Raw genomic sequence first — 25013 nt, forward strand, 5'->3', positions numbered from 1 at the left:
TCAAACGATGTCCCTCGATCGGGGACAAACCTGCGGAACGGCGTACGCATCGCTCAGCTGTCCCGCATCGTCTCCCGGACGTGGCGACGGGCGTGATGGATCCGGGACTTCAGCGTGCCGATCGGGATGCCCAGCTGCCCGGCGATCTCCTGATAGTCGAGCTGACACAGGTCGCGGAGCACGAGGGCCGTCGCCAGGTCCGGCCGGTGCGCCTCCAGCCGGTCCAGCGCGTCCAGCAGGTCGAGGCGCAACCCGGCGATGACGCTCGTCGTACGGGGGTCGGCCACGTCGACGGGCAGCAGCGCGCTGGGCCGCTCGGCTGCTCGTCGCCGTAACGAGCGGTAGGTCTGGCGGGCGCAGTTGGCGACCACAGTGTGCAACCAGGTGGAGAAGAGCGACCGCCCCTCGAAGCCTTGAATGTGCCGGGCCACCTGCAACAACGCGTCCTGCGCCGCCTCCTCCGCGTCCTGCCGACAGGGCAGGAACCGCCCGCACTGCTCCAGCACCCGTGGACCGACCGCGGCCAGCAGCGCGTCGAGTGCGACGTTGTCCCCGGCCGCCGCCCGCCTCGCCAGCTCCTCGGTGTCAGATTCCTTCGCCACTCGCGCTCCCCCGGTCGTGGGCGTCACCGGAGCCCCGGTCGCCGGATAATAAGACCGTGTCCATCCCGCCGCAGGTTGGCCGGTACCGCATCGCGCGCCCCGTCGGCGCCGGGGCGTTCGCCACCGTGTGGCTGGCGTACGACGACGAGCTGAACTCGTCGGTGGCCGTGAAGGTGCTCGCCGACAACTGGGCGCAGCGGGCCGACATCCGGGGGCGCTTCCGCCAGGAGGCCCGGTTCATGCGGCAGGTCGACTCCGATCACCTGGTCCGGGTGTTGGACGTGGGTGAGCTGCCAGACGGCCGGCCGTACCTGGTGATGACGTACGCCGCCGGCGGCACGCTCGCCGACCGGCTGACCGGCGGGCCGATGCCGGTGCGCGAGGCGCTGCGGATCGCCGCCGACATCGCCAGAGCGGTGGCGGTGCTGCACGACAACGGCGTGCTGCACCGTGACCTCAAGCCGTCCAACGTGTTGTTCGACCCCACCCCGACCGGCGACCGGGTGTTGGTGGCCGACCTGGGGCTGGCCAAGACGCTCGCGCACGCGTCCGGGTTCACAGTGGTCGCCGGCACGCCCGCCTACATGGCACCGGAGCAGCTCGTCCCCGGCGGTGGGATCGACGTGCGCGCCGACGTGTACGCGATCGGCGCGCTGACGCACCACATGGTGACCGGCTCGCCGCCCGGGCAGCCGGTGGTGGCGGCACCCCGCGTGCCCGTCGCCGTCGAGCGCGCGGTCCGCCGGGCCCTGCATCGCGATCCGGGCCGCCGCTGGCCCACTGCGGCCGCGTACGCCTCCGCGTTGGAGGGTCTGCTGGCCAGTCGACAGCTCGCGGCCCGCCCGCCGCCGCGGCGCATCCGCCGGCTCCTCGCCGCCGTCGGCACCGTGGCCGCGACACTGGTCATGGCCGGATCCGCCACCGCCTCCACCGCGCCGCACGGCTGGACACGGGTGGGTGACGCGACCGGCGCTGTCTCGGTGGCCGTTCCGGACGGCTGGGCGAGGCAACTGCGCGACGGCGGCTGGGACCCGGCGGTGATCGGTCTCCCGGACGAGCGCCGCCCCGGCCTGCTCGTCGGGGCGGACCTCAGCGACTGGTCCGATGTCGACAGCGTGACACCGGGGGTCTTCGTGGGAGTGAGCCGTGCTCTGCGCGGAGCGGAGCAGCCGGCGCTGCCCGATCACAGCGGATGCGCGCCCGTCGCCGGTCGGGCGGTCAGCGTCGCCGCGTTCAGTGGGACCGTCCGGCACTGGGCGCGATGCGGGGGCACGCAAACGTCGTTCAGCGAGGTCACCCTGGTCGCTGCCGCCGGCACCTTCGGGGTGTACGTCCAGGTCAAACAGATCGACGACGTTGACCGCACCGACGAGATCCTCGGCACGCTGCGAGTGGACACGCCGCGGGTCACGCAACGCTAGTACCGTTCCCAGTTGCCGGCGAGGTTGACGGTGCGCCACCGACGCGTCTCGGTACCGCCGTCCAGCTTGCGGACGGTGGCCTGCACGTTCTGGCCCACAACCCGGTACGAGATGAACGTCATGACCCGGTCGCCCGACGGGCTGGAATCGTCCCCCAGAATGATCGGCCGTGCGTACCGCTCTCGACCGTTGTACGAGAGCTGGACCGGCACGAGGGCCTGCCGCCGCGCCGCGTCGGGGTTGCCCAGTTCGACGAGGACGAGCGCGTCCTCGGTCGACGGCGCGTTCGCCGGCTCCTCGGTGACGAAGTCGGCGTACACCGGCCGGGCGCCGTCCGGCAGGATCCGGCAGGGGACGTCGAGGCCGTTCGACCCGTTCCGGAACTTCACGGAGTCGTCGGACTCGCCGCAGAATTTCAGATCGCGGATGACCGCGTTGGGCCAGTCGGTCCGCCTGATCTCGCTCACCGGCGTGGCCGGCCGGGAGGTGCGGGTGGCCGGAGCACCCGGGCCGGCGCTGCCGGTCGCCGCAGCGCTCGACACCGACGGGCTCGGCGGGCTAGCGCTGGTGGACGGAGAGCCGGCGGGCCCGGCGTCGCCGCCGACCCGATTCACCGGTGACGTGCAACCGGCGACGAACGTGAGGGCGAGCATCGCACCGATGAGCAGGTTGCCGCGCATAGGTGGTCCTTCCTTCGCGGGGTCTGTCACAGGGTCTGATGCACCGGTACGGGCGGTGGTTCACGCGACCGGGGCGGCACTTCTGCCCACCATCGGTGCACCCGCCCTCCTCCTCAAGTCGTAAGCGCATTGCCGTCTCGCGCCAGATGGCTCGAGGCGGTCACTCGAACAGGCTTGTTCCAAGGCATCGGGTGACGCCGTACGGACCTGCTCCGGACACCCGTTCGCCCAGGAAAGGCACTGGCAGACGATGCGCTCTCTTTCCCTTCTTGCCCCCGCTACACCCCGTCTGGTCGTCCGACTCGGCGCGGTGCTCTTGACCACTGTCGTCATCGCTGTCAGCGCCGCTGGCTGCGGCGCGCCGCAGCACAACCCCGCACCGCCCATCGACGCTCCGGCGGCACCCGCGAGCGGGGCGGGTTCCGCCCTGACGGGAGCCGACGTCAACGCCTGGCTCGACGGCCTGCTCCCGGCGGCGCTCGACCGTACCGACATCGCCGGCGCGACGGTCGCCGTCGTGAACAAGGGCAAGATCCTCACCACCCGGGGGTACGGGTACGCCGACACCGGCGCCGGCGGGAACGCGGCCGTGCCGGTCGACCCGGACCGGCATCTGTTCCGGATGGGATCGGTGTCGAAGCTCGTCACCGCCACCGCGGTGCTGCAACTCGTACAGAACGGGAAGCTCGACCTCGACGCCGACGTCAAGACGTACCTTGACTTCGAACTGCCCCTCCGCCACGAGCGGGCCGTCACCCTGCGGCACCTGCTCACGCACACCGCCGGCTTCGAGGAGCGGATCGCCGGCCTCATCGGCACCGACGGCAGCGACCTCAACCTGCGCAAGGCCCTGATGACCGAACCGCCGGAGCAGATCTACCGGCCCGGCACTGTCCCCGCCTACTCCAACTACAGCAACGCGCTCGCCGGCTACATCGTCGAACGCGTCAGCGGGACGCGCTTCGAGGAATACGTCCAACGCAACGTCCTGGACCGCGCTGGCATGCCGTCGTCGACCTTCGAGCAACCCCTCCCGGCGGCGCTGCGCGACCGGATGTCCAACGGGTACGACACCTCCGCCGGGCCTGCCGCGCCGTTCGAGATCGTCGGCACACCCCCGCCCGGTGCGCTCAGCGCCCCGGCGACGGACATGGCACGATTCATGCTCGCCCAGCTCGGCGAGCCGGTGGGATTCGCGCCCCTGCTGGACCAACCGACCCGTGAGCTGATGCAGCGGCCGGCACTCGACGCGACGTCGTTGGGCACGCTGGCCGACGGGCCCCGGATGACCCTCGGATTCTTCGCCGAGGACCGCAACGGCCACCGGATCCTCGGCCACGGCGGCGACACCAAGTACTTCCACTCCCACCTGCAGATCTACCCCGACGACCGGGCCGGCATCTTCCTGTCCCTCAACAGCAACGGCTCCGGCGCCCTCGACAGCCAGGAGCTTCGCGAGTCGATCGTGAACGGCTTCGCCGACCGCTACTTCCCGGCCCGCGACGACCAGGCCACCACCGGCGTGGACCCGGCGACCACCGCCAAGCACGCCGCGCTGGCCGCCGGCACGTACGAGTCCTCGCGAGCGATCCAGAGCAACTTCCTGACGGCGATCGGTCTGGTCGGTCGGACCACGGTCAGCGTCGCCGACAGTGACCGGTTGCTGGTGGAGCCGGGCCCGCTGTCGGACTCCCCCGCCCTCTACGAGGAGGTGGCGCCCTGGGTCTGGCGCGAGGTCGGCGGGCAGCGCACGATCGCCATGCGGGCAACCGACGACCGGGTGGAGGCGATCAGTTTCGACTCCGCGTTCGCGTTGCTGCCCGTCGAGCCCGCCCGCGCCTGGGTGGTGGCCGTTCCGGTGCTGGCCCTGTCCACCGTCGTGCTGCTGCTCACCGTCCTGTCCTGGCCGGTCGGCGCGATCGTCCGCCGTCGGCTGGGCCGCGCTCCCCGGGAGCGGGCCGGGCGCACCGCGCGGATCCTGAGCCGCCTCGCCGTCGCCGGCACGCTGCTCGCGTTCGCCGGCTGGGTGCTGAGCATCGGCAGCATCATGAGCCTGCAGGACGTTCCCGGGCCCGTCCTGCGCACCATTCAGGTGCTGCAACTGGTCGGCCTGCTCGGAGTGCTGCCCGCCGCGGTCCGGCTCGTCGACGACGTGCGACGCCACCTCGGCTGGCGGCGGATCACCGCCAGCGGCCTGATCCTGTTCGCTCTCGCCGGGGCGGGCTGGTTCGCCGTGGAGTTCCACCTGCTCGCGCCTAGCATCTCCTACTGACCCTCCGACCCGGGACGATCCGGAGCAAGGATGCGCACCCCATGAGGGACCACGCCGACACCGAACCCGGCACACCACGACTGACGAAGTGGATCGACGGACGGCTCACCCGGCTCGGGGTGACCGGAGTGTTCCCACGGGACTGCCTGCTGGCCGCGGTGCTGACCGTCCTGACGTTCGTACTGCTCACCGCGCTGTTCTGGTTCGTGGCACCGGAGGACGGGGTGTCGTTCGACCCGGCGCGGGCCTGGCTGCTCGTCGCCATCTGCTGTGCGCAGGCGATGCTGCTGTGCCTGCGTCGGGTCCGGCCACTACTCTGCCTCGCACTCGTCGTCGGCCTCCAACTGCCCATCATCGGCTTCTCGCTGCCCGAGGCGACCATCAGGGGCCTCGCACCGTTCGTCGTGGCGTACACCGTCGGGTCGTTGCTGCCGGTTCGGCGTGCACTGCTGGCCGTCAGCGCGGCCGTGGTGGTGGAGTCGATCGGGGCGGCCGTCGTGGTGACCCCGGACCTGCTGACGGCCCTCGCGTACGTCTCGGCGAGCGCCCTGACCTACGCCGGCGCGACCTTCGTCGGCGGCTACGCGGCCACCTACCGGCGCTACGTCGAGTTGGTCCGGGTGCGAGCGGACGAAGCGATCCGGGAGCAGCGCACGAAGGTCCAGGCGGCGATCGGCGCGGAGCGCTCCCGGATGGCCCGGGAGTTGCACGACGTGGCCGCGCACCACCTCTCCGGCATGGTCGTGCAGGCGGCGGCGGTCGAACGGCTGATCGACCGGGACCCGACGGCCGCGAAGGCCGGTGTGGCCTGGATCCGCAGTCAGGGCAAGGAGACCCTGGACAACCTGCGGCTGGTCGTCGGTGTGCTGCGCGGCAGGCCCGGGCACGAGGGCGGCGACGGTGCCGCCCCGGTTCCGGGGCTGAGCATGCTCGACGATCTCGTCCACACCGCGGGCAACCTCGCCGGTCCGGTGGAGTTCGTCCTGGAGGGCGAGCAGCGCGAGGTGTCGCCGATCGCCGACGTGGCGCTCTACCGGATCGCGCAGGAGTCGCTCAGCAACGCCCGCCAGCACGCCCCGGGCGCTGCGGCGCGGGTGGTGCTGCGCTTCGAGCCCCGCTCGGTGTCGCTGGAGGTGGTGAACGAACCCGCCGCGCCACGACGCGTACCGGCGGCACGGACCGGTGGCGTGGGCCTGGTGGGCATGCGCGAGCGCGCCCAGCTGATCGGGGCGACCTTCACCGCCGGTCCGACGGCGGCCGGTGGCTGGTCGGTCGCCGCGACACTCCCGACGAACGGTTCCGCCGCAACCCGGTCGAAGGAAGAGGCCTCAACATGATCAGAGTGATGCTCGTCGACGACCAGGCGGTCGTCCGCGCCGGCTTCCGCGTCATCCTGGAGCAGGCCGGCGAGATCGAGGTCGTGGCCGAGGCGTCGAACGGGTCCGCCGCCGTCGAGCTGGCCCGCCGGCTGCAACCGGACGTCATCTGCATGGACGTCCGGATGCCGCACGGCGACGGGCTCACCGCGACCCGCCAGATCGTCGCCGAGGCGACCGGTACGCCACCGGCGGTGCTGGTCGTGACGACCTTCGACCTCGACGAGTACGTCTTCGGCGCGTTGGAGTCCGGCGCCAGCGGGTTCATCCTCAAGGACTGTGAGCCCGAGGAGCTGATCGAGGCGATCCGTCGCCTCGCCAGCGGGTACGGGCTCGTCGACCAGGCCGTCACCCGTCGGGTGATCTCGGAGTTCGCCAGGCGTACGCCCGCTCCCCGCTCGGACGCGGCGGCAGCGCACCAGCTGACCGCGCGGGAGACCGAGATCGTGGAGTTGCTCGCACAGGGCCTGTCGAACGTCGAGATCGCCGAGCAGCTCTTCATCGAGACCAGCACTGTCAAGTCGCACCTCGGGCGCGCCATGGCCAAGATCGGCGCGCGGGATCGGCTACAGACCGTCGTCTGGGCGTACCAGAACGGGGTGGTCCAGCGGTGACAGCGACCCTGGTCCCCTGCCCGGCGGCAGTGGGTCCTCCCTGGGTCGAGAGTGGACGTTGCCGGAGTACGATCCCGGGCGTACCGCTGTGGTGACCTCCAGCTGACGACCCCTCGATAGGAGCCAGGCATGGCCGGTCCGGACCCCGAACTCGCCGCGAAGCTTCAGCCCGACGTGCCGCACGCGGCACGGATCTGGAACTACTGGATGGGCGGCAAGGACAACTTCCAGTCCGACCGGGCGGCCGGCGACGCTGTCGCCGAGGTCTACCCGGAGATCGTCCTCATGGCACAGCAGTCCCGTGTGTTCCTGGTGCGGGCGGTGCGTTACCTCGCGGCCGAGGCGGGCATCCGGCAGTTCCTGGACATCGGCACCGGCCTACCCAGCATGCAGAACACGCACGCGGTCGCCCAGGGCATCGCGCCCGACTCCCGCATCGTCTACGTGGACAACGACCCGATGGTGCTGGTGCACGCTCGGGCGCTGCTGGCCAGCACGACGTCGGAGGGTGTCACCACCTACGTCCCGGCCGACTACCACGACCCCGAGAAGATCCTCGCCGAGGCGGCGCAGACGCTCGACTTCAGCCAGCCCATCGCCGTGATGTACATGGGCGTCATGGGCTACGAGCCCGACCTGGACGTGGTGCGCTCGATCGTCGGGCGCACCATGGACGCGGCGCCGTCCGGCTCCCACCTGGTGCTCTGGGACGGCACCAACACCAGCCCGGCGGTGGTCTCGGGTGCCGAGCGGCTGGCGCAGAGCGGCGGAGTTCCGTACATCCTGCGCAGCCCGGAGGACCTCGCGAGCTGCTTCGACGGGCTGGTGATGGTGGAGCCGGGCCTGGTGCCGATCCCGCTGTGGCGACCGGACGAGGCTGACGCCGTCGGGATCGACGCCTACGGCGCGGTGGCCCGCAAGCCCTGACCGACACGACGTCCGCCCCGCTCCCGCCGTCGCGCCGGAAGCGGGGCGGACGTCGTTCACCGGGCGCAGCTCATGGTCAGCCCGTCGGGAACCGCACTGGCCGTCACGAGCATCCCGAACGTCGTCGCCCCGTCCAGCGCCAGCGTCCCGTTGTAGGACGCGTTGCGGACCGACACGTCGACGCCGGTGGTCTCGACCACTCCACCCCAGACGGTCTGGACCCGCTCGTCACCGGACCACCGCCAGGAGACGTGCCAGCGGTCCAAGGGTTGCGTCCCGGTGTTGCGGACCGTGACCGTGGCGACGAAACCGTTGCCCCAGCGGGCGTCGATCGTGGCCGTCGCCCGGCACGAGGCCAGCGGGGCGGTCCGCGCCGACCCGATCATGTACGGGTCGCGCTTGCCGTCAGGGTCGCTGAACCGGTACCAGTACTCCGTGTCGGGCGTCAGACCCCCGATGGTCACCGTGCCGAAGCGCTCCGGCCCGGAAACGGCCTCGGCCACCGGCGTCCGCCACTGTTGGGCGTCCTCGCGGCTGGCGAAGAGGCTGACGGTCATCGGCGGGTCGTAGCCGCAGGGCGGCCGGAAAAAGATCGAGTAGGAGATCGTCACGCTCGTGGTGGTGACCCCGGCGACGCTCCCGGTGATCGGCAGAGCCGGCGGGCAGGCAATGGTCGGCGACGGCGACGGCGTGGCCGACAGGGCGGGGGTGGGCGTCGCGTCGGTGCCGCTGGTCGTCCCGGTCCAGGCGCCCAGCGCCATGGTGGTGACTGCGAGGAACATGCGAAGCATCGGAACCTCCGTGGTCAGCGGGCACCGATGACCACGGTGGTAGCCGGTGCGCGCTCGGGATTCCGGTCATCGACGAGGCTGCCCGGCACGGGTGACATGGTCACCTCGCGCGCCCCGTGGACCGGAGGAGATCTGGTGCGCGCTGGCTCCCCGAGCACGACCGAACCACAGCATGGCAGTCGACAGGAATCGATACAAGGCGATCCCGAAGCCGTCGAGCATCGTCTGCTTTCTCGTCGCCGAAGGGACATCCGCCGGGCGCTCGCCCCGAGAATGATCCATCATGATCTATTCATTCGGACACGGGAGCACACCATGCTCGACGCAAGCAGCACGAACCGGCGACCCCGGGGAGTGAGGTTCCTGATCGCGGTGATGCTGACGGCCGCCGCGCTGGCCGCGCCCAGCCCCGCCGACGCCGCCGTCAGCCGGGCCGAACTTGCCCTCCGCTGGGCGCCCATCCACTACCAGGACGTCGACGCCACCGGCAGCCACGCCCTCAGCGGGCAGTCGGACTACGTCACCCGGGTCGATTTCGACGGCGACCTGGACGGGCGCAACAACTGGGACCGGGCCGGCCAGGCAGGCGCCGCACTCGCCGCGCACGTGTACTACTCCGTCGTGGAGACGAGCACCCACTGGTACATCACGTACTTTTTCTTCCACCCCCGCGACTGGACCGACCACCCGTTCTTCGAGACCGAGCACGAGAACGACGGCGAGGGCGCGCTGTTCGCGATCGAACGCGACGGCTCCACGTACGGCGTTCTCCGTTCGGCTGTCACCGTCGCGCACAGTGACTTCTTCTCCTACACGCCGACCGGCAGCACCTGGACAAGCGGCGGGGAGAGCATCGACGGCACCCTGAGGTTCCAGGCGTCACCACACGACACGTTCCAGCACCCGGTGACGGCACAGGAGGCGCAGGGCCACGGCCTCAAGGCGCACCCGCAGTACGACATCAACGGCGACGGCCTGGTCTATTACCCGTCGACCAGCGCCGAGACGCCGAGCAACGGCAACGACCGCGACGTGCGGTATCAACTGATCGACATCTTCGCCACCGGCGGCCTGTGGGCGCAGCGGTCCAACGCGAGCCTCTTCGCCAGCCTCGGCACGTTCGCCGGTGACACGTCCGGCGACTGCGGCGTCGGCACCTGGAGTTGTTCGGCCAACTCGGCCAACGCGCCCTGGGGCTGGGACGACGGCAACGACGCCCCCGCGCGTGGCGAGATCGCCAGCGACCCGGCGAAGCTGGCGGCCGCGTACTTCACGGTGCCGAGCGGCCTGGCACGCGCCTACAGCTACAACCCGTACGCCGGCGCGGCGGCAGCGCTCGCCGAGGCAGCGAGGACGGCTCCGCCGACCGTCGACTGACGCCGTCGTCTCCCCGGGGTCGGACCGTCCTGGTCCGTCACCGGGGAGACGGATCGACCCGCACCCGATCACTCTCCCGGTCGGAGAGGAAGGACGCCAATTCCTGCCCCTGCTCGGCCACGGCATCCCGCTCCGTCCGGGAGAGGCCGCCGAGCGGTCTCACGACAACCGTCCCCGAATCGACGGTCCAGGTCGCCGCGACCCGGCCGTCGACGAGCACCACGCGCTCACCGGCCACCGAGAGGTTACGGTGCGCGTCGTCGATGATCCGGCTGCGGTCGTCGTAGCCGAGGATCGCGTTGTCGAACGCCGGCAGGAACCGCACCGGGGCGGGGGTGTCAGGGTCGGGGCGCGGCGCGTCGGGAAGGTCTATGAGCTTCCGGCCACGCTCGTCGCGAAAGGTCACCAACTCGTCCCGCATGGCCGTCACCACTGCCGGCAGCCCGGCGAGACCGCACCAGGCGCGCAGGTCGGCCGTGGCCGCCGGGCCGAACGCGGCCAGGTAACGGCGTACGAGCAGCCGGCCGACCTCATCGACCCCGGTCGCGGTCGGCGGGTCGATCTCCCGGCCGAGCCAGGCGGAGAGCAGGACGTATCGCGCGCCTCCCTTCGCCCGCCACACCCCGCGCGGCGGGACCTGCGTCATCGGTAGCAGCGCGACAGCGATCTCGCCCAGCACGCGCAGCCCCGGCGTCGGCCACCGCTCGACGAGCGCCCGCCCGATGTCGGGCATCGAGCGGGGCTCACCGTCGGCCACCACGGCAAGCGCGGCAGCGGCGAGGTCGTCGAGGTCCACCCCGTCGAGTTCGCCGCGGTAGACCCCGAGCACGCGTTGCCGCAGCATGGCGTCGTGACGGGTGCGCCAGGCCACGATGTCGCCGGCGACGAGCAGGTGGACGGTGCGGCGCATGAGGTGGGTACGCACCACGTGTCGCTGGGTCAGCAGGTCGGAGAGCACGGTCGGGTCGAACGCGCGCAGCCGTGACCACAGCCCGATGAACGGCTCCTGCGGCTCCTGGGCCTGCAGGCCGCCGAGGTGGGCGACGGCGTCGAGCGCCGGCAGGTCGGCGCGGTCGAGCAGCAGCTGCCGGGCGAGCGTCGCACGGTTGAGCGCCCGCGTGTCGAGAACGGTCATCGGGTCCCTTCGGTCGACCTCATTGTCCGGCCGGGGGCCGACAGTCTGGTTGCCCGGCAGGGGAGGCTGCGGACGTGAACCGCCCACACCGTCTTGATCAACTGCCGGAGCGGCCGGATCGGGTCGGCGCGTCCCCGGGGTGCCAAAAAGTTTTGTGGACTTCCTACAACTGAGGGACGGTGGGTTCGGTGGTTGCGCCATAGCGCTGGCCGCCGCCACGCGGAAAGGTGGATCACTGCTGGGAGCCGTCGTCTCCCGGCGCGCAGGTCGAGGTCTAGCTAAGGGGTTCTTCGGGTGTTCAACCGTGTCGCCATCGTCAACCGTGGTGAAGCCGCCATGCGGCTCATCCACGCGGTCCGCGAGCTGGCCGCGGAGACCGGCATCCAGCTCGAAACCGTGGCTCTTTACACCGATGTCGACCGCAACGCCACGTTCGTCCGCGAAGCGGACATCGCCTACGATCTCGGCCCGGCCTCCGCCCGCCCGTACCTCAACCTGGCGGTGCTGGAGCGCGCCCTGACCGAGACCGGGGCCGACGCCGCGTGGGTCGGCTGGGGCTTCGTCGCCGAGGATCCGGCGTTCGCCGAGCTGTGCGAGAAGATCGGCGTCACCTTCGTCGGGCCGAGCGCGGACGCCATGCGCCAACTGGGCGACAAGATCGGCTCGAAGCTGATCGCCGAGAAGGTCGGCGTGCCGGTCGCGCCGTGGAGCCGCGGCGCCGTCGAGACCCTCGCCGCCGCCCAGGCCTCGGCGGCCGAGGTCGGCTACCCGCTGATGCTGAAGGCGACCGCTGGCGGCGGCGGGCGCGGCATCCGCGTGATCAGGAACGAGGCCGAGCTGGTCGACGCGTACGAGCGCACCAGCCAGGAGGCGGCACGGGCGTTCGGCAGCGGCATCGTGTTCCTGGAGCGCCTGGTCACCGGGGCTCGGCACGTCGAGGTCCAGGTGATCGCCGACGGGCAGGGCACCGCGTGGGCGCTCGGCGTCCGCGACTGCTCGGTGCAACGACGCAACCAGAAGGTCATCGAGGAGTCGGCGTCGCCGGTGCTCGACCCCGCGCAGGCCGCCGAGCTGAAGACGTCGGCCGAGCGGCTGGCAGTGGCTGTCGGTTACCGAGGCGCGGCGACCGTCGAGTTCCTCTACCACCCCGGGGATCGGTTGTTCGCGTTCCTCGAGGTCAACACCCGTCTCCAGGTCGAGCACCCGATCACCGAGCTGACCACCGGGTTCGACCTGGTCAAGGCGCAGCTGCACGTCGCCTCAGGCGGGCGACTCGAAGGTGCGCCGCCGGCCGAGCGCGGGCACGCCATCGAGGCGCGGCTCAACGCCGAGGACCCCGACCGCGACTTCGCCCCGTCCCCCGGCCGCATCGCTCGGCTGGACCTGCCCAGCGGCCCCGGCATCCGGGTGGACACCGGTGTCAGCGAGGGTGACACCATCCCGGCCGACTTCGACTCGATGATCGCGAAGATCATCGCGTACGGCCGTGACCGCGACGAGGCCCTCGGCAGGCTGCGCCGGGCGATGGCGAACACCACGGTGATCATCGAAGGTGGGGCCACGAACAAGAGCTTCGTGCTCGACCTGCTCGACCAGCCCGAGGTGATCGACGCCAGCGCGGACACCGGCTGGATCGACCGCGTCCGCGGCGAGGGCCGCCTCGTCACGCACCGCCACTCCGCCGTCGCCCTGGCCGCCGCCGCCATCGAGGCGTACGAGGAGGAGGAGCGCGTCGAGCGACAGCGACTGCTGTCGACGGCGGCCGGCGGGCGCCCGCAGGTGCAGCACGCCAGTGGCCGACCGTTGGACCTCAAGCTGCGCGGTGTCGGCTACCGCACCCGCGTGGCGCGGGTCGGCGCGCACCGGTTCCGGGTCGGCATCGAGACCGGCCCCGTCGTGCGCACCGCCGACGTCGAGCTCGACCGCTTCGACCGGCACACCGGTCAGATCGTCGTCAACGGCATCCGCTACCGCCTGCTCACCGGCACGTACGGGCCGACCCACCTGGTCGAGGTGGACGGCGTGACGCACCGGGTCAGCCGGGACGAGGGTGGCGTCCTGCGCTCCCCGATGCCCGCGCTGGTCGTCGCCACGCCGCTGGAGGTCGGCGCGGAGGTCGAGGCTGGCGCGCCGGTGCTGGTGCTGGAAGCGATGAAGATGGAGACGGTGCTGCGGGCGCCGTTCAAGGCGCGGCTCAAGGAGTGCGCCGTGTCGGTGGGCAGCCAGGTGGAGGCCGGTGCGCCGCTGCTGCGCCTGGAGCCGCTCGCGGACGACGCCGAGGAGACCGCTGACGACCCGAGCACCGAGACCGTCGAACTGGACCTGCCCACCTCCGCCGCGGACATCCCGGCGTACGAGCGCAGCAGGCGCGGCCAGGAGGACCTGAGAGGTCTGCTGCTCGGCTTCGACGTCGACCCGCACGACGACCGCCGGGTGCTCGACGATTACCTCACCGCGCGGCGGGCGGCCACCGAAGCAGGTCAGCGGCCCCTGGCCGCCGAACTCGACCTCATCGAGGTGTTCGCCGATCTCGCCGAACTGAGCCGCAACCGGCCGACGGGCGAGGACGGCGGTGCCGCGCACGTGCACAGCGCCCGGGAGTACTTCCACACCTACCTGCAGAGCCTCGACGTCGAGCGGGCCGGGCTGCCGGACGCCTTCCAGACCAGGCTCGGCAAGGCGCTCGGCCGGTACGGCGTCACCGACCTGGACCGCACCCCCGCCCTCGAAGCCGCTGTCTTCCGGATCTTCCTCGCCCAGCAGCGCGCCTCCGCGGACGCGCAGGTCATCACGGCGCTGCTGCGCGCGTGGCTGCGGGAGACCCCGCCGGACGAGACGCTGCGCGAACCGGCCGGCCTCGCGCTGGAGCGGCTGATCGCCGCGACGCAGGTCCGCTTCCCCGTGGTCGCGGACCTCGCCCGCGGCGTGGTGTTCGCCTGGTTCGCCCAGCCGCTGCTGCGCCGCAACCGCGCCCGCGTCTACGCCGAGGTCCGTGGGCACCTGCGGCACCTCGACGCGCACCCGGACGCGCCGGACCGCGCCGAGCGGATCGCCGAGATGGTGCGCAGCACCGAGCCGCTGGTCCGGCTGCTCGGCCAGCGGCTCGTCCGCGACCACCTCGACAACGCGGTCATGTTGGAGGTGCTGACCCGGCGGTACTACGGCAACCGGTCGCTCACCAGCGTGCTCACCCGCGAGGTCGCGGGCTGCACGTTCGTGGTCGCCGAGCGCGCCGACTCGAGCGTGGTCTCCGCCGCGGTCAGCTTCGACGCGCTGGGCAGCGCCCTGCGTGGGCTGGCCGAGCTGGCCACCGGCGAGGACGCCGTGGACGCCGACATCTACCTCGGCTGGGAGAACCAGCCGGAGGACTTCGACGCGATGGCGGCCGCGCTGGCCGAGGTCATCGCCGCGCACCCGCTGCCGCCCCAGGTCCGTCGGGTCACCACCACCGTCGCGGGTCGCGGCGGGGCGGTGATGCACCACCACTTCACCTTCCGCCCGTCCGGCGCCCAGTTGACCGAGGACCGGCTGATCCGTGGGCTGCACCCGTACATCGCCCAGCGGATGCAGCTGGAGCGGCTGCACAAGTTCGACCTGACCCGGCTGCCGTCGTCGGACGAGGAGGTCTACCTCTTCCAGTGCGTGGCCCGGGAGAACCGCGCCGACGAGCGCCTCGTCGCGTTCGCGCAGGTGCGTGACCTGACCGAGCTTCGCGAGCAGGACGGCCGCCTGGTCGCGCTGCCGACGACCGAGGACGCCATCGCCGCCTGCCTCGACTCGATCCGCCGCGCCCAGTCGCGGCGGCCGTCGAAGACGCGCTTCAACATCAACCGCATCGTGGTCTACGTGTGGCCGCCGAGCGAGCTGACCCGCGAGGAGATGGAGATGATCGCCGGGCGGGTCCGCCCGACGACCGCGGGCGCCGGCCTGGAGGAGATCCTGTTCATCGCGCGCCAGCGCGACCGCCGGACCGGCGAGCTGACGAAGATCGCAGTACGGATCTCGTTCGACGCCGCGGGCGGTGCCGAACTGGCCGTCGGGGAGCCGCCGGTCGAGCCGATCGAGCCACTCGACGAGTACCGGCTCAAGGTGCTGCGGGCCAGCAGCCGCAACACCGTGTACCCGTACGAGCTGACCGGCCGGCTCGGCGACTTCGTCGAGCACGACCTCGACGACGACCACGTGTTGGTGCCGGTGGACCGGGCGAAGGGACGCAACAGCGCCGCCATCGTCGCCGGAGTGGTCACCACGCCGACCGAGCGCTACCCCCAGGGCGTCACCCGGGTGGTGCTGCTCGGCGACCCGACGAAGTCGCTGGGCGCCCTGTCCGAGCCGGAGTGCCGGCGCGTGATCGCCGCACTGGACCTGGCCGAGCGGATGCAGGTGCCGCTGGAGTGGTGGGCGCTGTCCGCCGGGGCCCGGATCTCGATGACCTCCGGTACGGAGAACATGGACTGGGTGGCCGCCGCGCTCAAGCGGATCGTCGAGTTCACCCAGGCCGGCGGTGAGATCAACATCGTGGTCGCGGGCATCAACGTCGGCGCGCAGCCGTACTGGAACGCCGAGGCGACGATGCTCATGCACACCAAGGGCATCCTGGTGATGACGCCCGACTCGGCAATGGTGCTCACCGGCAAGCAGTCGCTCGACTTCTCCGGTGGTGTGTCTGCCGAGGACAACTTCGGCATCGGCGGCTACGACCGGGTGATGGGGCCGAACGGGCAGGCGCAGTACTGGGCGCCGAACCTGACGGCCGCACGGGACGTGGTGATGGCGCACTACGACCACACGTACGTCGCGCCCGGCGAGGACGCGCCCCGGCGGGCGGTCACCACCGACCCGGCCGACCGCGACATCTCCGACTTCCCGCACGACGTGGCGGGCAGCGCCTTCGCCACCGTCGGGGAGATCTTCTCCGTCGAGTCCAACCCGGACCGCAAGAAGCCGTTCGACATCCGTACGGTGATGCGGGCCCTCTCCGACCAGGACCACCCGGTGCTGGAGCGCTGGGCCGGCATGGCGGACGCGGACACCGCTGTCGTGCAGGACGTCCACCTCGGTGGCATCCCGGTCTGCCTGCTCGGCATCGAGTCCCGGTCGGTGCCCCGGCACGGCTTCCCGCCCACCGACGGTCCGGACACCTACACGGCGGGCACGCTGTTCCCCCGCTCGTCGAAGAAGGCCGCGCGGGCGATCAACGCGGCCAGCGGCAACCGGCCGCTCGTCGTGCTGGCGAACCTGTCCGGCTTCGACGGCTCCCCGGAGTCGATGCGCAAGCTGCAACTGGAGTACGGCGCCGAGATCGGCCGGGCGATCGTGAACTTCCGGGGGCCCATCGTCTTCTGCGTGATCTCGCGCTACCACGGCGGTGCGTTCGTGGTGTTCTCGAAGGCGCTGAACCCGAACATGATAGTGCTGGCGCTGGAGGGCTCGTTCGCCTCGGTGCTCGGTGGCGCACCCGCCGCCGCGGTGGTGTTCTCCGCCGACGTCAACGCCCGTACGGCGGCCGACCCGAGGGTGCGGGACCTGGAGGCCCGCACCGCCGCCTCGGCCGGCACCGAACGCGCCGCGCTGACCGCGGAACTCGACGAGCTGCGCTCGTCGGTGCGCGCGGAGAAACTCAGCGAGGTGGCCGCGGAGTTCGACCGGGTGCACAACATCCACCGGGCCGTCGAGGTCGGCTCGGTGGACGCCGTCGTCCGCGCCGCCGAGCTGCGTCCGCGCATCATCGAGACCATCGAGGCCCGCCTGGGGTAGAACGGCCGGAACCCCCGCACCACGTCAGCACCACCGGTCGTCGACCGGTGGTGCTGACCGTATGGGGGTGAGGTGCTTGGCGGCCTAGCTGAGCGCCGCGTTCAGCGCGACGGCGACGGCGAGCCAGACGATGACCGTGCCGATACCGACGCCGACCATGGCGAGCGCCTTGACGGCGGTTGTCATCCGGGTGTGGGCGAGCGTCAGGTTCGCCCAGACGCCCAACGCACCGACCAGCGCGCCCAGGATGCCACCGACGGTGAACAGCAGGATCGGCAGCAGAACCAGGATGCGCAGAAAGATCGGCATGGGAGGCCCGGTCCGGTGCTGCACACCGTTGACCTCCACGGTCGGGTAAGGGTCGGCGAGAACGTTGCGTACCGTGGCCTGGACGACACCACCGTCCACTGCCGGCAACGCGTAGCGTCTACCCGTCCTGGGGGCCGGCACTCCGCCGACGGTGACGGCAGGGTGGCCGAAGAATGCCTTGGTGGCGATGACGATCGGGCCAGCTACGCCGGCGACGTTGAGCGGTTCGGTGTTCACCGGCGTGATCTTAGGAAGCGCGGCCCCCCTCGTCCATCCCGTTGATCATGCGGGGCCGGTCCCCACGTCAGGTGGCGTCGCCCAGCAGTCGGTGGAGGATGTGACGACGTCGTCCGGTGTGAGTTCCACGGCGTTCTCACCGACGCTGTCAGGATCGCCGCACGGCGACTGTGGGATCCACCCTCAGCCGGTCCGTCGCCCGTGGCTCGGGTCGATGTCGGCCTGCCAGGCGGCGACGAGATCCTCGCGCGCCCGGGCGACCCGGGAACGGATCGTGCCGACGGGGCACTGGCAGACGTCCGCCGCCTCGACGTAGGACAGGCCGAGCACCTGGGTCGCGACGAACGCCTCGCGGCGCTCCGGGGTCAGTCCGGCGATCAACTGGTGCAGGGTCACGCCCTCGTCGGCACCGGCGGTGATCGCGCCGGCGGCCTCGGCCGCCGCCTGCCAGTCTGGCACCGACGCCATCCTCGGCCGGGCCACCGCCGTCCGGACGTGGTCCACGGCAACGCGCCGGGCGATGGTGAACACCCAGGTACGGGCCGACGAGCGACCGGCGAAGCCGGGCAGGTTGCGAATCGCCCGTAGGAACGTCTCCTGGGTCAGGTCGTCGGCCTCTCCCGGCCCGGCCAGGTGCGAAAGGAACCGCCAGACCTGGTCCTGTAGGGCCCGGATGAACGCCGTGGCGGCCTGCCGGTCACCCTGGCCCGCCTCCCGTGCCCACCGGGTCACCTGGTCGTCGTCAGCGACGCCGTTCCGCACAGACCACCGTCCTGTGTGCCACGGGCGCTCCTTCATGCCGAGAGGCCGTCGTCGGAACGCCGCCGGTCGGCCGCGCACTCTGGTGGTCGCCGGCCGGTCCGGAAAAGTTCCCGAGGTTCCCACGTTCGACTGATCTCGCGGATGTCCGAGGTGACGGGAACCGGGGCCGCTCAGCTCCAGACGGGCTGGTCCGCGCTCTCGCGTTCTCTCGGGACCACGGGGTCGGGCATGCTCCACGAGCGCCACAGCTGGCTGTACCCGCCCTTGGCCCTGAGCAGTTCGGCGTGCGTGCCGTGCTCGGCGACGCGCCCCTGGTCGAGGACGACGATGCGGTCCGCGGTGGCCGCCTGGCTGAGTCGGTGGGCGACGATCAGCGTGGTACGGCCCTCGGTGGCCGCCACGGCGGCGCGGTCGAGGTCGCGCGCGCCCGCGCTGCCCGCCTCGGCGGTGGCCTCGTCGAGGATCGCGACGGCCGGATCGGCGAGGATGAGGCGGGCCAGCGCGAGCTGCTGGGCCTGGGCCGAGGTGAGCTGCCGCCCACCCTCCCCCACCGCGGTGGCGAGGCCCTCCGGCAGGGTCCGCACCCACTCGGTGGCGCCGACGAGGTCGAGGGCGGCGGCGATCTCGGCGTCGGTGGCGTCCGGGTCGGCGAGGCGCAGGTCGTCGGCGAGCGGCCCGGCGAAGACGTGCACCTCCTGGCTGATCAGGGCGATCTCGCGACGGAGGCGGTGCTCGTCGAGCTGTGTCAGCGGCACGCCGCGCAGGGTCACCGCGCCGTCGGTGGGCGCGATGATGCCGGCGATGATGCCGGCGAGGGTGCTCTTGCCCGCGCCGCTCGCGCCGACCAGGGCGACGCGCTCCCCGGGGGCGAGACGCAGGCGGATGTCCCGCAGCACCACCGGCCCGTCGTCGTAGCGGTGCTGCCCGACGGTCACCTCCAGTGCCGCCGGTACGCCCCGATCGTGGCGGTTGGGCTCGGTGCCGGCGGGGGTCGCGGTGTCCGGCAGGGTGGTGACCCCGACGAGTCGGGCCAGGCTGGCCCCGGCCTGCAACACCGAGTCCGACTCGAACAGCAGCAGGCCGATGGGGTTGAAGAGGCGGTGGAAGTAGAGGGCGGCAGTGGTGGCGGCGCCGATGGTGGCCAGGTCACCGCGTACCAGCAGGAAGCCGGCGAGCAGCACGGCGGCGAGTCCCACGAACTCCGAGCGGTTGATGCGCAGGCCGAAGCGGGTGTAGAGACCGAAGATCTCCAGCGACAGGTCGCGGGCGACGCCGGAGCGCTCCGCGATCCGCGCGACGTGGGCGTCCTCCATCCGGTAGGCACGCACGGTGGCCGCCCCCCGCAGCGCCTCGGCCGTCGCCTGCGCGCGCTCGCCCGTCGCCACCCGCTCGCGGGCGTAGTACGGCACCGACCGCTTGAGGTACCAGCGCAGCGCCACCGCGTACGCCGGGGCCGCGGCCAAGCCGGCGATGCCGAGCCGCCAGTCGAGGGCGAAGAGCCCCGCCGCGGTCAGCACGACGGACAGCAGCGCGCCGAGGAAGGCGGGGCCGCTGGTGGCGATCACATTCGTCACCACTGCCACGTCGTCGCCGGCACGGGCCACCAGGTCCCCGGTCCCGGCTCGCTCCAGGGTGGCCGACGGCAGGTGCAGGGCGCGGTCGAGGACCCGCTCCCGGAGTCGGGCCAGCACGGTCTCGCCGAGGCGCGCGGCGACCGCCGCTCCGGCCGCGGTGAGGAGCCCCGCGATCACGGCGGCGCCCGCGATCACGGCGGCCCAGGCGATCACCCGGGGCGTGTCGGTCCCGGCGATGACGTCGTCGACGAGGCGCCCGAGGACCCAGGGGGCGACCAGCCCGGTCGCGGCGGCGACGACCAGCAACGTGCCGGCGACGGCGCTGAGCCCCGGCAGGAGCGCCAGCTCGGTACGGAGAGCGACCCAGGTCTGCCGGCCGGTGGCCGTCGGCAGCAGGTGCCGGGTGATCGGCTCGGACGTCATCGCAGGGTTTCCTCCCGGTAGCGGGCGTCGCTGGCGAGCAACCGCTCGTGCGGACCCTCGACGACGACCCGTCCCCGGTCGATCACCGCGACCCGATCGGTGATCCGCAGCAGCGCCGGGCTGGTGGTGATCAACACCGTGCCGCGGTTTCCCGCCCCGCGCGCCCCGGCCAACCTGGTGGCGAGCAACCCCTCGGTCACCGCGTCGACCGCCGTGGTGGGGTTGTGCAGCACCAGCACCGGCGGATCGGCGACGAGCGCCCTCGCGAGCCCGATCCGCTGCCGCTGCCCACCGGAGAGGTTCGCTCCGCGTTCGGTGAGCAGGCGGTCGAATCCGTGTGGGTGCGCGGCGAGCACGTCCTCGGCTGCGGCAGCCCGCACGGCGGCACGCAGCACCTCGTCGTCGACGGAGGCGCCGGCGCTGAGATTGGCGCGCAGGGTCCCCTCGAACAGGGCCACGTCATGCTGCTCGACCAGGACCACGGTGCGCGCGGCGTCGATGTGCAGATCGTCGGCGGGCACGTCGTCGACGCGGATCGTCCCCCGGTGGTCCGCGCGGGGCACCCGACCGGCCAGCAGCGCGACCAGCGCCTCAGCCTCGCTCGGGTCGTAGGCGAGCACGCCCAGGATCTCACCGGCGTGGACGCGCAGGCTGACGTCGTCGAGGCCCGCGTACGAGACCCCGTCGAGGGTGAGCCGGGAGGGGCTCGGGGCGGGCGGCCCGGCGTCGCCCGGCTGGACGGCCGGCGCGGCGCCGAGGACCCGGGCAACCCGCCCCGCGGAGGCTCGGGCCATGGCGAACAGCTGGACGCAGTACCCGAGCGTCTGCACCGGCTCGGCGATGAACTGGGCCAGCCCGACCACGGCGACGAGCTCGCCGATGGTGAGCCGGCCCTGTAGTGCGAGCCAACCGGCGAATCCGGCGACCGTGGCGAGGAAGAGGCCGTTGACAGTGGTGGTGAGCCCGAGGTGCAGACCCTTGGTGGTGGCGGCGCGGAGGGTGACGTCGAGCGCGTGACGGCTGGCTCCCGCGTACCGCCGGGCGGCGTGGTCCTGTGCGCCGATGCCGCGCAGCACGCGCAGGCCGCTGACGAGGTCGACGGCGAGGGCGGTCGTGGCGGCGAGCGCCTCCTGCTGCGACGTGCTGCGCCGGGTGAGCAGCGGCGCCATCCGCTGGAGGGCGAAGACGAGCAGGGGTACGCCGATGAGCACCCCGAGGCCGAGAGGAATGTCGACGACGAGCAGCGCGACGGCCGCGACCACGATGGCGGTGAGCGCCGCGGCGGTGAGTCCCGCGACCCGCACGACGAGCGCGGACAGCTCGGCGTCGGAGGCCGTCACGGAGAGCAGTTCACCGTCGCGCATGCCGGACCGGCGTCCACGCGGATCGAGGGCGCTGCGGACGATCTCGACCCGGGTGGCGTGCGCCTCGTGTTCGACGGCGGCGAACGCCAGTCGTGCGCCGGCCCGGTAGGCGAAGGCGAGCACTGTGAACAGGGCGGCCAGGCCGGCCAGCGAGAGCAGCAGTGCCCGGACGTCCCCGGTGGCCACCGCACGGTCGATGACCACGCCGATGGCCACCGGGACGAGGGCTTCGGTGGCCTGGTGGGTGCAGAGCAGCGCGATGCCGCCGGCCACCCGGGCGCGCTGTCGACGCAGCGCGCGACGGAGCACCACGCCACCGGTGGTCTCGGCGACTGTCATGCTCGGATCGATGAGGGCACGGCGACGGACTCCACTTATGATTAGGGCAGGCTAACCTAACATGCCCCCGACGTGGGATTTGACCCGCGGTCCCGGTAATCCCCCGACGGCACCGCAGCCGGCAGACCGAGACCCTTGACGGCCGCCGCGACCAGCGCCTCCGGGGCCAGCGAGACATCGAGTACGAGCACCGACTCGTCCGGCTCGGCCGGTTCCAGCGTGGCGAGCTGCGACTCCAGCAGACTGGCCGGCATGTAATGCCCCTCGCGCCGGGCCAATCGGGCTCGGATGACCTCCACCGGCCCGTCCAGGTGCACGAAGTCCACCCGGAGCGGGCCCTGACGGAGCACGTCCCGGTACGACCGCTTCAACGCCGAGCAGGCCAGCACCGTCGAGTGGCCCTCGGCGCCGCGATCGGTGATCCACCCGGCGATGTCCCGCAGCCAGGGCCACCGGGTGGTGTCGTCCAGCGGTACGCCGGAGCGCATCCGCGCCACGTTCTGCGGGGAGTGGAACTCGTCCGCCTCGGCGAATGTCAGCCCCGTCGCCGCGCCGATCCCACGCGCCACAGTGGTCTTGCCGGCCCCGGAGACGCCCATCACCACGACATGCCGGGTGGGCCGGGCGCCGCGCCGCTCACCAGTCATGGACCGTGCCGTCCTTGAGCCGGTTGAACGGCAGGTACGCCGGCTCGTACGGGAACCGTGCCGCCGCCTCCTCGTCGAGCTCCACCCCGAGCCCCGGTTGGTCGCCCGGGTGCAGGTAGCCGTCGGTGAAGGTGAACGACTGCCGGAACACCTCGTTGGCCAGCGGGGTGTGCTTCATGTACTCCTGGATCCCGAAGTTGTGGACCGCCAGGTCCAGGTGCAGGGCCGCGGCCATGCCCACCGGGGAGATGTCGGTGGGTCCGTGGATGCCGGACTTGATCTGGTACTGGGCGGCGAAGTCGAGCAGCTTGCGCATGGCGGTGATGCCGCCGGTGTGGGTGACCGCCGACCGGACGTAGTCGATCAACTGCTCCCGGATCAGGGTCTGGTAGTCCCAGACCGTGTTGAAGACCTCACCAATGGCCAGCGGGGTGGTGGTGTGCTGGCGGACCAGCCGCAGCGCCTCCTGGTTCTCGGCCGGGGTGCAGTCCTCCAGCCAGAACAGGTCGTACGGTTCGAGGGCCTTGCCGAGCTTGGCGGCCTGGATCGGGGTCATCCGGTGGTGACCGTCGTGCAGCAGCGGCAACTCCGGGCCGAACTCGCCGCGCACCGCCTCGAAGACCGACGGCAGGTGGCGCAGGTACGCGCGGGTGTCCCAGTCCTCCTCGGCGGGCAGCGGGGTGCGCTGCGCGGGCTCGTAGTCGTAGCGCTGGCCGGTGGAACTGGGTTGTGCGGCCACGCCGTAGACCGCGTTGATCCCCGGCACCGAGGTCTGCACCCGGATCGACCGGAAGCCCTCGTCGAGGTGGCGACGGATCGAGTCGAACAGCTCGGGGATGTCCCGCCCCGACGCGTGCCCGTACGCCATGATGCCGGTGCGGGACGCGCCGCCCAGCAGTTGGTACAGCGGCATGCCCGCGGCCTTGGCCTTGATGTCCCAGAGCGCGACGTCCACCGCGGCGATGGCCGCCATGGTGACCGGGCCCCGCCGCCAGTACGCCGAGCGGTAGAGGAACTGCCAGGTGTCCTCGATCCGGTGCGGGTCCCGTCCCATCAGCAGCGGGGCGACGTGGTCGCGCAGGTAGGAGGCGACGGAGAGTTCGCGGCCGTTGAGCGTGGCGTCGCCCAGACCGGTGATGCCCTCATCAGTGGTGATCTTGAGGGTGACGAAGTTCCGGTCGGGGCTGGTCACGATGATGTCCGCTGCGACGATCTTCACGGGGTGCCTTTCGTTCTTGCCGGTCGGGGTCTCACCACTCCGCGTAGGAGCCGTCGGGGTGCCGCCAGGTCGGGCTGCGCCAGGCGTGCCCGCGCTTGTCCGCGGTCCGCACGGCGTGTTCGTCGATCTCGATGCCGAGACCGGGCGCGGTCAACCGCTGCACGTACCCGTCGACGAAGGTCAGCGGGGTCTGGTCGAGGCAGTAGTCGAGCACCTCGGCGCCCTGGTTGTAGTGGATGCCGATGCTCTGTTCCTGGATCAGGAAGTTGGGTGTGGCGAAGCCGACCTGGAGGCAGGCGGCGAGGGCGATGGGCCCGAGCGGGCAGTGCGGGGCGATCTGCACGTCGTACAGCTCGGCCAACGTGCCGATCTTGCGAACCTCGGTGATGCCGCCGGCGTGCGCGAGGTCCGGCTGGGCCACGGCGATGCCGGCCTGCAACACGGGCAGGAACTCCTGCCGGCTGTAGAGCCGCTCCCCCGTCGAGATGGGGGTGGTGGTGCAGCGGACGACCTCACCGATGAGGTGCGAGTTCTCCGGCACCACCGGTTCTTCCAGGAAGAACGGCCGGTACGGCTCCAGCAGCGGGGCGACCCGCCGGACGTTGGCGAGTGTGAACCGGCCGTGGAAGTCGACAGCGACGTCGCGGTCGTCGCCGAGGACCTCGCGGGCGACGGCCACCCGCTGCACCACCGCGTCGAGGTCGGCGACCGAGGCGAGCGCGCCCATCCGCCCGGACGCGTTCATCTTCACCGCGGTCAGGCCCGCCTCGATCCGGGCGCTGATCTGGTCGCGGATCTCGGCGGGCTCGTCACCACCGATCCAGCCGTAGACCCGGATCCGATCCCGGACCGGCCCACCGAGGAGCTGGTGCACGGGAGCGCCGTAGTGCTTACCGGCGATGTCCCAGAGCGCCTGGTCCAGACCGGACACCGCGCTGGCCAGGATCGGGCCGCCCCGGTAGAAGGACCCCTTGGTCAGCACCTGCCAGTGGTCCTCGATGCGCAGGGCGTCCCGTCCCGTCAGCAGCTCGCTGAGTTGCTGGACGGCAGTGCGCACGGTCTCGGACCGACCCTCGCAGGTCGCCTCGCCCCAGCCGACGATGCCGGACTCAGTCTCGATCCGGACGAACAGCCAGCGGGGCGCGACCAGGAACGTCTCCACCTTCGCGATCGTCGTCATGTCGCGG

The 25013-nt window shown here is 71.8% G+C and carries 18 protein-coding genes; 7 read left to right on the forward strand and 11 right to left on the reverse strand.

All coding sequences use genetic code 11. The features are described 5' to 3' along the window. Window positions 1-53: 53 nt before the first annotated feature. Entirely contained in the window at window positions 54-602 is a 549-nt protein-coding gene (locus ACFYP0_RS05240; RefSeq protein ID WP_386994501.1) for an RNA polymerase sigma factor, read from the reverse strand. A 56-nt stretch (window positions 603-658) separates the two neighbouring features. Between ACFYP0_RS05240 and ACFYP0_RS05245 the strand changes: the two genes are divergently transcribed. Continuing rightward, the gene (locus ACFYP0_RS05245) at window positions 659-2023 is read left to right on the forward strand and encodes a serine/threonine-protein kinase (protein ID WP_386994503.1); all 1365 of its coding nucleotides are present in this window, start codon (window positions 659-661) and stop codon (window positions 2021-2023) included. Here the strand turns inward: ACFYP0_RS05245 and ACFYP0_RS05250 are convergent. Continuing rightward, entirely contained in the window at window positions 2020-2703 is a 684-nt protein-coding gene (locus ACFYP0_RS05250) for a hypothetical protein (RefSeq protein ID WP_386994506.1), read from the reverse strand. The genes ACFYP0_RS05245 and ACFYP0_RS05250 overlap by 4 nt on opposite strands. A 310-nt stretch (window positions 2704-3013) precedes the next feature. On the opposite strand from ACFYP0_RS05250, the gene ACFYP0_RS05255 reads away from it, so the two are divergent. The 4 genes from ACFYP0_RS05255 (at window position 3014) to ACFYP0_RS05270 (ending at window position 7892) form a co-directional block, all read left to right on the forward strand. Next, entirely contained in the window at window positions 3014-4975 is a 1962-nt protein-coding gene (locus ACFYP0_RS05255) for a serine hydrolase domain-containing protein (RefSeq protein WP_386994508.1), read from the forward strand. 41 nt (window positions 4976-5016) lie between these two features. Then, on the forward strand, window positions 5017-6312 hold the full coding sequence (locus tag ACFYP0_RS05260) for a sensor histidine kinase (RefSeq protein WP_386994511.1): 1296 nt from the start codon (window positions 5017-5019) through the stop codon (window positions 6310-6312). Continuing rightward, window positions 6309-6965, forward strand: coding sequence for a response regulator (locus ACFYP0_RS05265; protein ID WP_124857191.1), 657 nt, complete (start codon window positions 6309-6311; stop codon window positions 6963-6965). Before ACFYP0_RS05260 ends, ACFYP0_RS05265 begins: the two co-directional genes overlap by 4 nt. Window positions 6966-7094: 129 nt before the next feature. Next, entirely contained in the window at window positions 7095-7892 is a 798-nt protein-coding gene (locus ACFYP0_RS05270; RefSeq protein WP_124857189.1) for an SAM-dependent methyltransferase, read from the forward strand. A gap of 56 nt (window positions 7893-7948) precedes the next feature. Here ACFYP0_RS05270 and ACFYP0_RS05275 read toward each other — a convergent pair whose 3' ends face one another. Then, window positions 7949-8683, reverse strand: coding sequence for a cellulose binding domain-containing protein (locus tag ACFYP0_RS05275; protein WP_124857187.1), 735 nt, complete (start codon window positions 8681-8683; stop codon window positions 7949-7951). Between the two features lie 315 nt (window positions 8684-8998). Between ACFYP0_RS05275 and ACFYP0_RS05280 the strand changes: the two genes are divergently transcribed. After that, window positions 8999-10060, forward strand: a complete 1062-nt coding sequence (locus tag ACFYP0_RS05280; RefSeq protein WP_124857186.1) for a hypothetical protein — start codon at window positions 8999-9001, stop codon at window positions 10058-10060. Between the two features lie 37 nt (window positions 10061-10097). On the opposite strand, the gene ACFYP0_RS05285 is transcribed toward ACFYP0_RS05280, so the two are convergent. Beyond that, a complete protein-coding gene (locus ACFYP0_RS05285; protein WP_386994514.1) occupies window positions 10098-11195 on the reverse strand; it encodes a winged helix DNA-binding domain-containing protein in 1098 nt (365 codons plus the stop codon). Window positions 11196-11489: 294 nt separating this feature from the next. Here ACFYP0_RS05285 and ACFYP0_RS05290 point away from each other — a divergent pair, with 294 nt between their 5' ends. After that, window positions 11490-16952, forward strand: a complete 5463-nt coding sequence (locus tag ACFYP0_RS05290) for an ATP-binding protein (protein WP_356974922.1) — start codon at window positions 11490-11492, stop codon at window positions 16950-16952. 84 nt (window positions 16953-17036) lie between these two features. Here ACFYP0_RS05290 and ACFYP0_RS05295 read toward each other — a convergent pair whose 3' ends face one another. From ACFYP0_RS05295 to dgoD, 7 genes are all read right to left on the reverse strand, one after another. Continuing rightward, window positions 17037-17498: a hypothetical protein gene (locus ACFYP0_RS05295; RefSeq protein WP_124857178.1), complete on the reverse strand. Its 462-nt coding sequence runs from the start codon at window positions 17496-17498 to the stop codon at window positions 17037-17039. A gap of 183 nt (window positions 17499-17681) precedes the next feature. Then, window positions 17682-18260: a sigma-70 family RNA polymerase sigma factor gene (locus ACFYP0_RS05300; protein WP_356974919.1), complete on the reverse strand. Its 579-nt coding sequence runs from the start codon at window positions 18258-18260 to the stop codon at window positions 17682-17684. Between the two features lie 170 nt (window positions 18261-18430). After that, the gene (locus tag ACFYP0_RS05305; protein ID WP_356974917.1) at window positions 18431-20257 is read right to left on the reverse strand and encodes an ABC transporter ATP-binding protein; all 1827 of its coding nucleotides are present in this window, start codon (window positions 20255-20257) and stop codon (window positions 18431-18433) included. Further along, a complete protein-coding gene (locus ACFYP0_RS05310) occupies window positions 20254-21960 on the reverse strand; it encodes an ABC transporter ATP-binding protein (protein ID WP_356974915.1) in 1707 nt (568 codons plus the stop codon). The genes ACFYP0_RS05305 and ACFYP0_RS05310 overlap by 4 nt, the downstream gene beginning before the upstream one ends. A gap of 56 nt (window positions 21961-22016) precedes the next feature. Beyond that, window positions 22017-22607, reverse strand: a complete 591-nt coding sequence (locus ACFYP0_RS05315) for a gluconokinase (protein ID WP_356974913.1) — start codon at window positions 22605-22607, stop codon at window positions 22017-22019. Further along, window positions 22597-23826 (reverse strand): D-mannonate dehydratase ManD, encoded by a 1230-nt coding sequence (gene manD, locus ACFYP0_RS05320; RefSeq protein ID WP_356974911.1) that lies wholly within the window; start codon window positions 23824-23826, stop codon window positions 22597-22599. The genes ACFYP0_RS05315 and manD overlap by 11 nt, the downstream gene beginning before the upstream one ends. Before the next feature lie 31 nt (window positions 23827-23857). Beyond that, window positions 23858-25006: a galactonate dehydratase gene (gene dgoD / locus ACFYP0_RS05325; protein WP_356974909.1), complete on the reverse strand. Its 1149-nt coding sequence runs from the start codon at window positions 25004-25006 to the stop codon at window positions 23858-23860. Window positions 25007-25013 lie beyond the last annotated feature (7 nt).

Source organism: Micromonospora arida, from assembly GCF_042873195.1.
GTDB lineage: Bacteria > Actinomycetota > Actinomycetes > Mycobacteriales > Micromonosporaceae > Micromonospora > Micromonospora arida.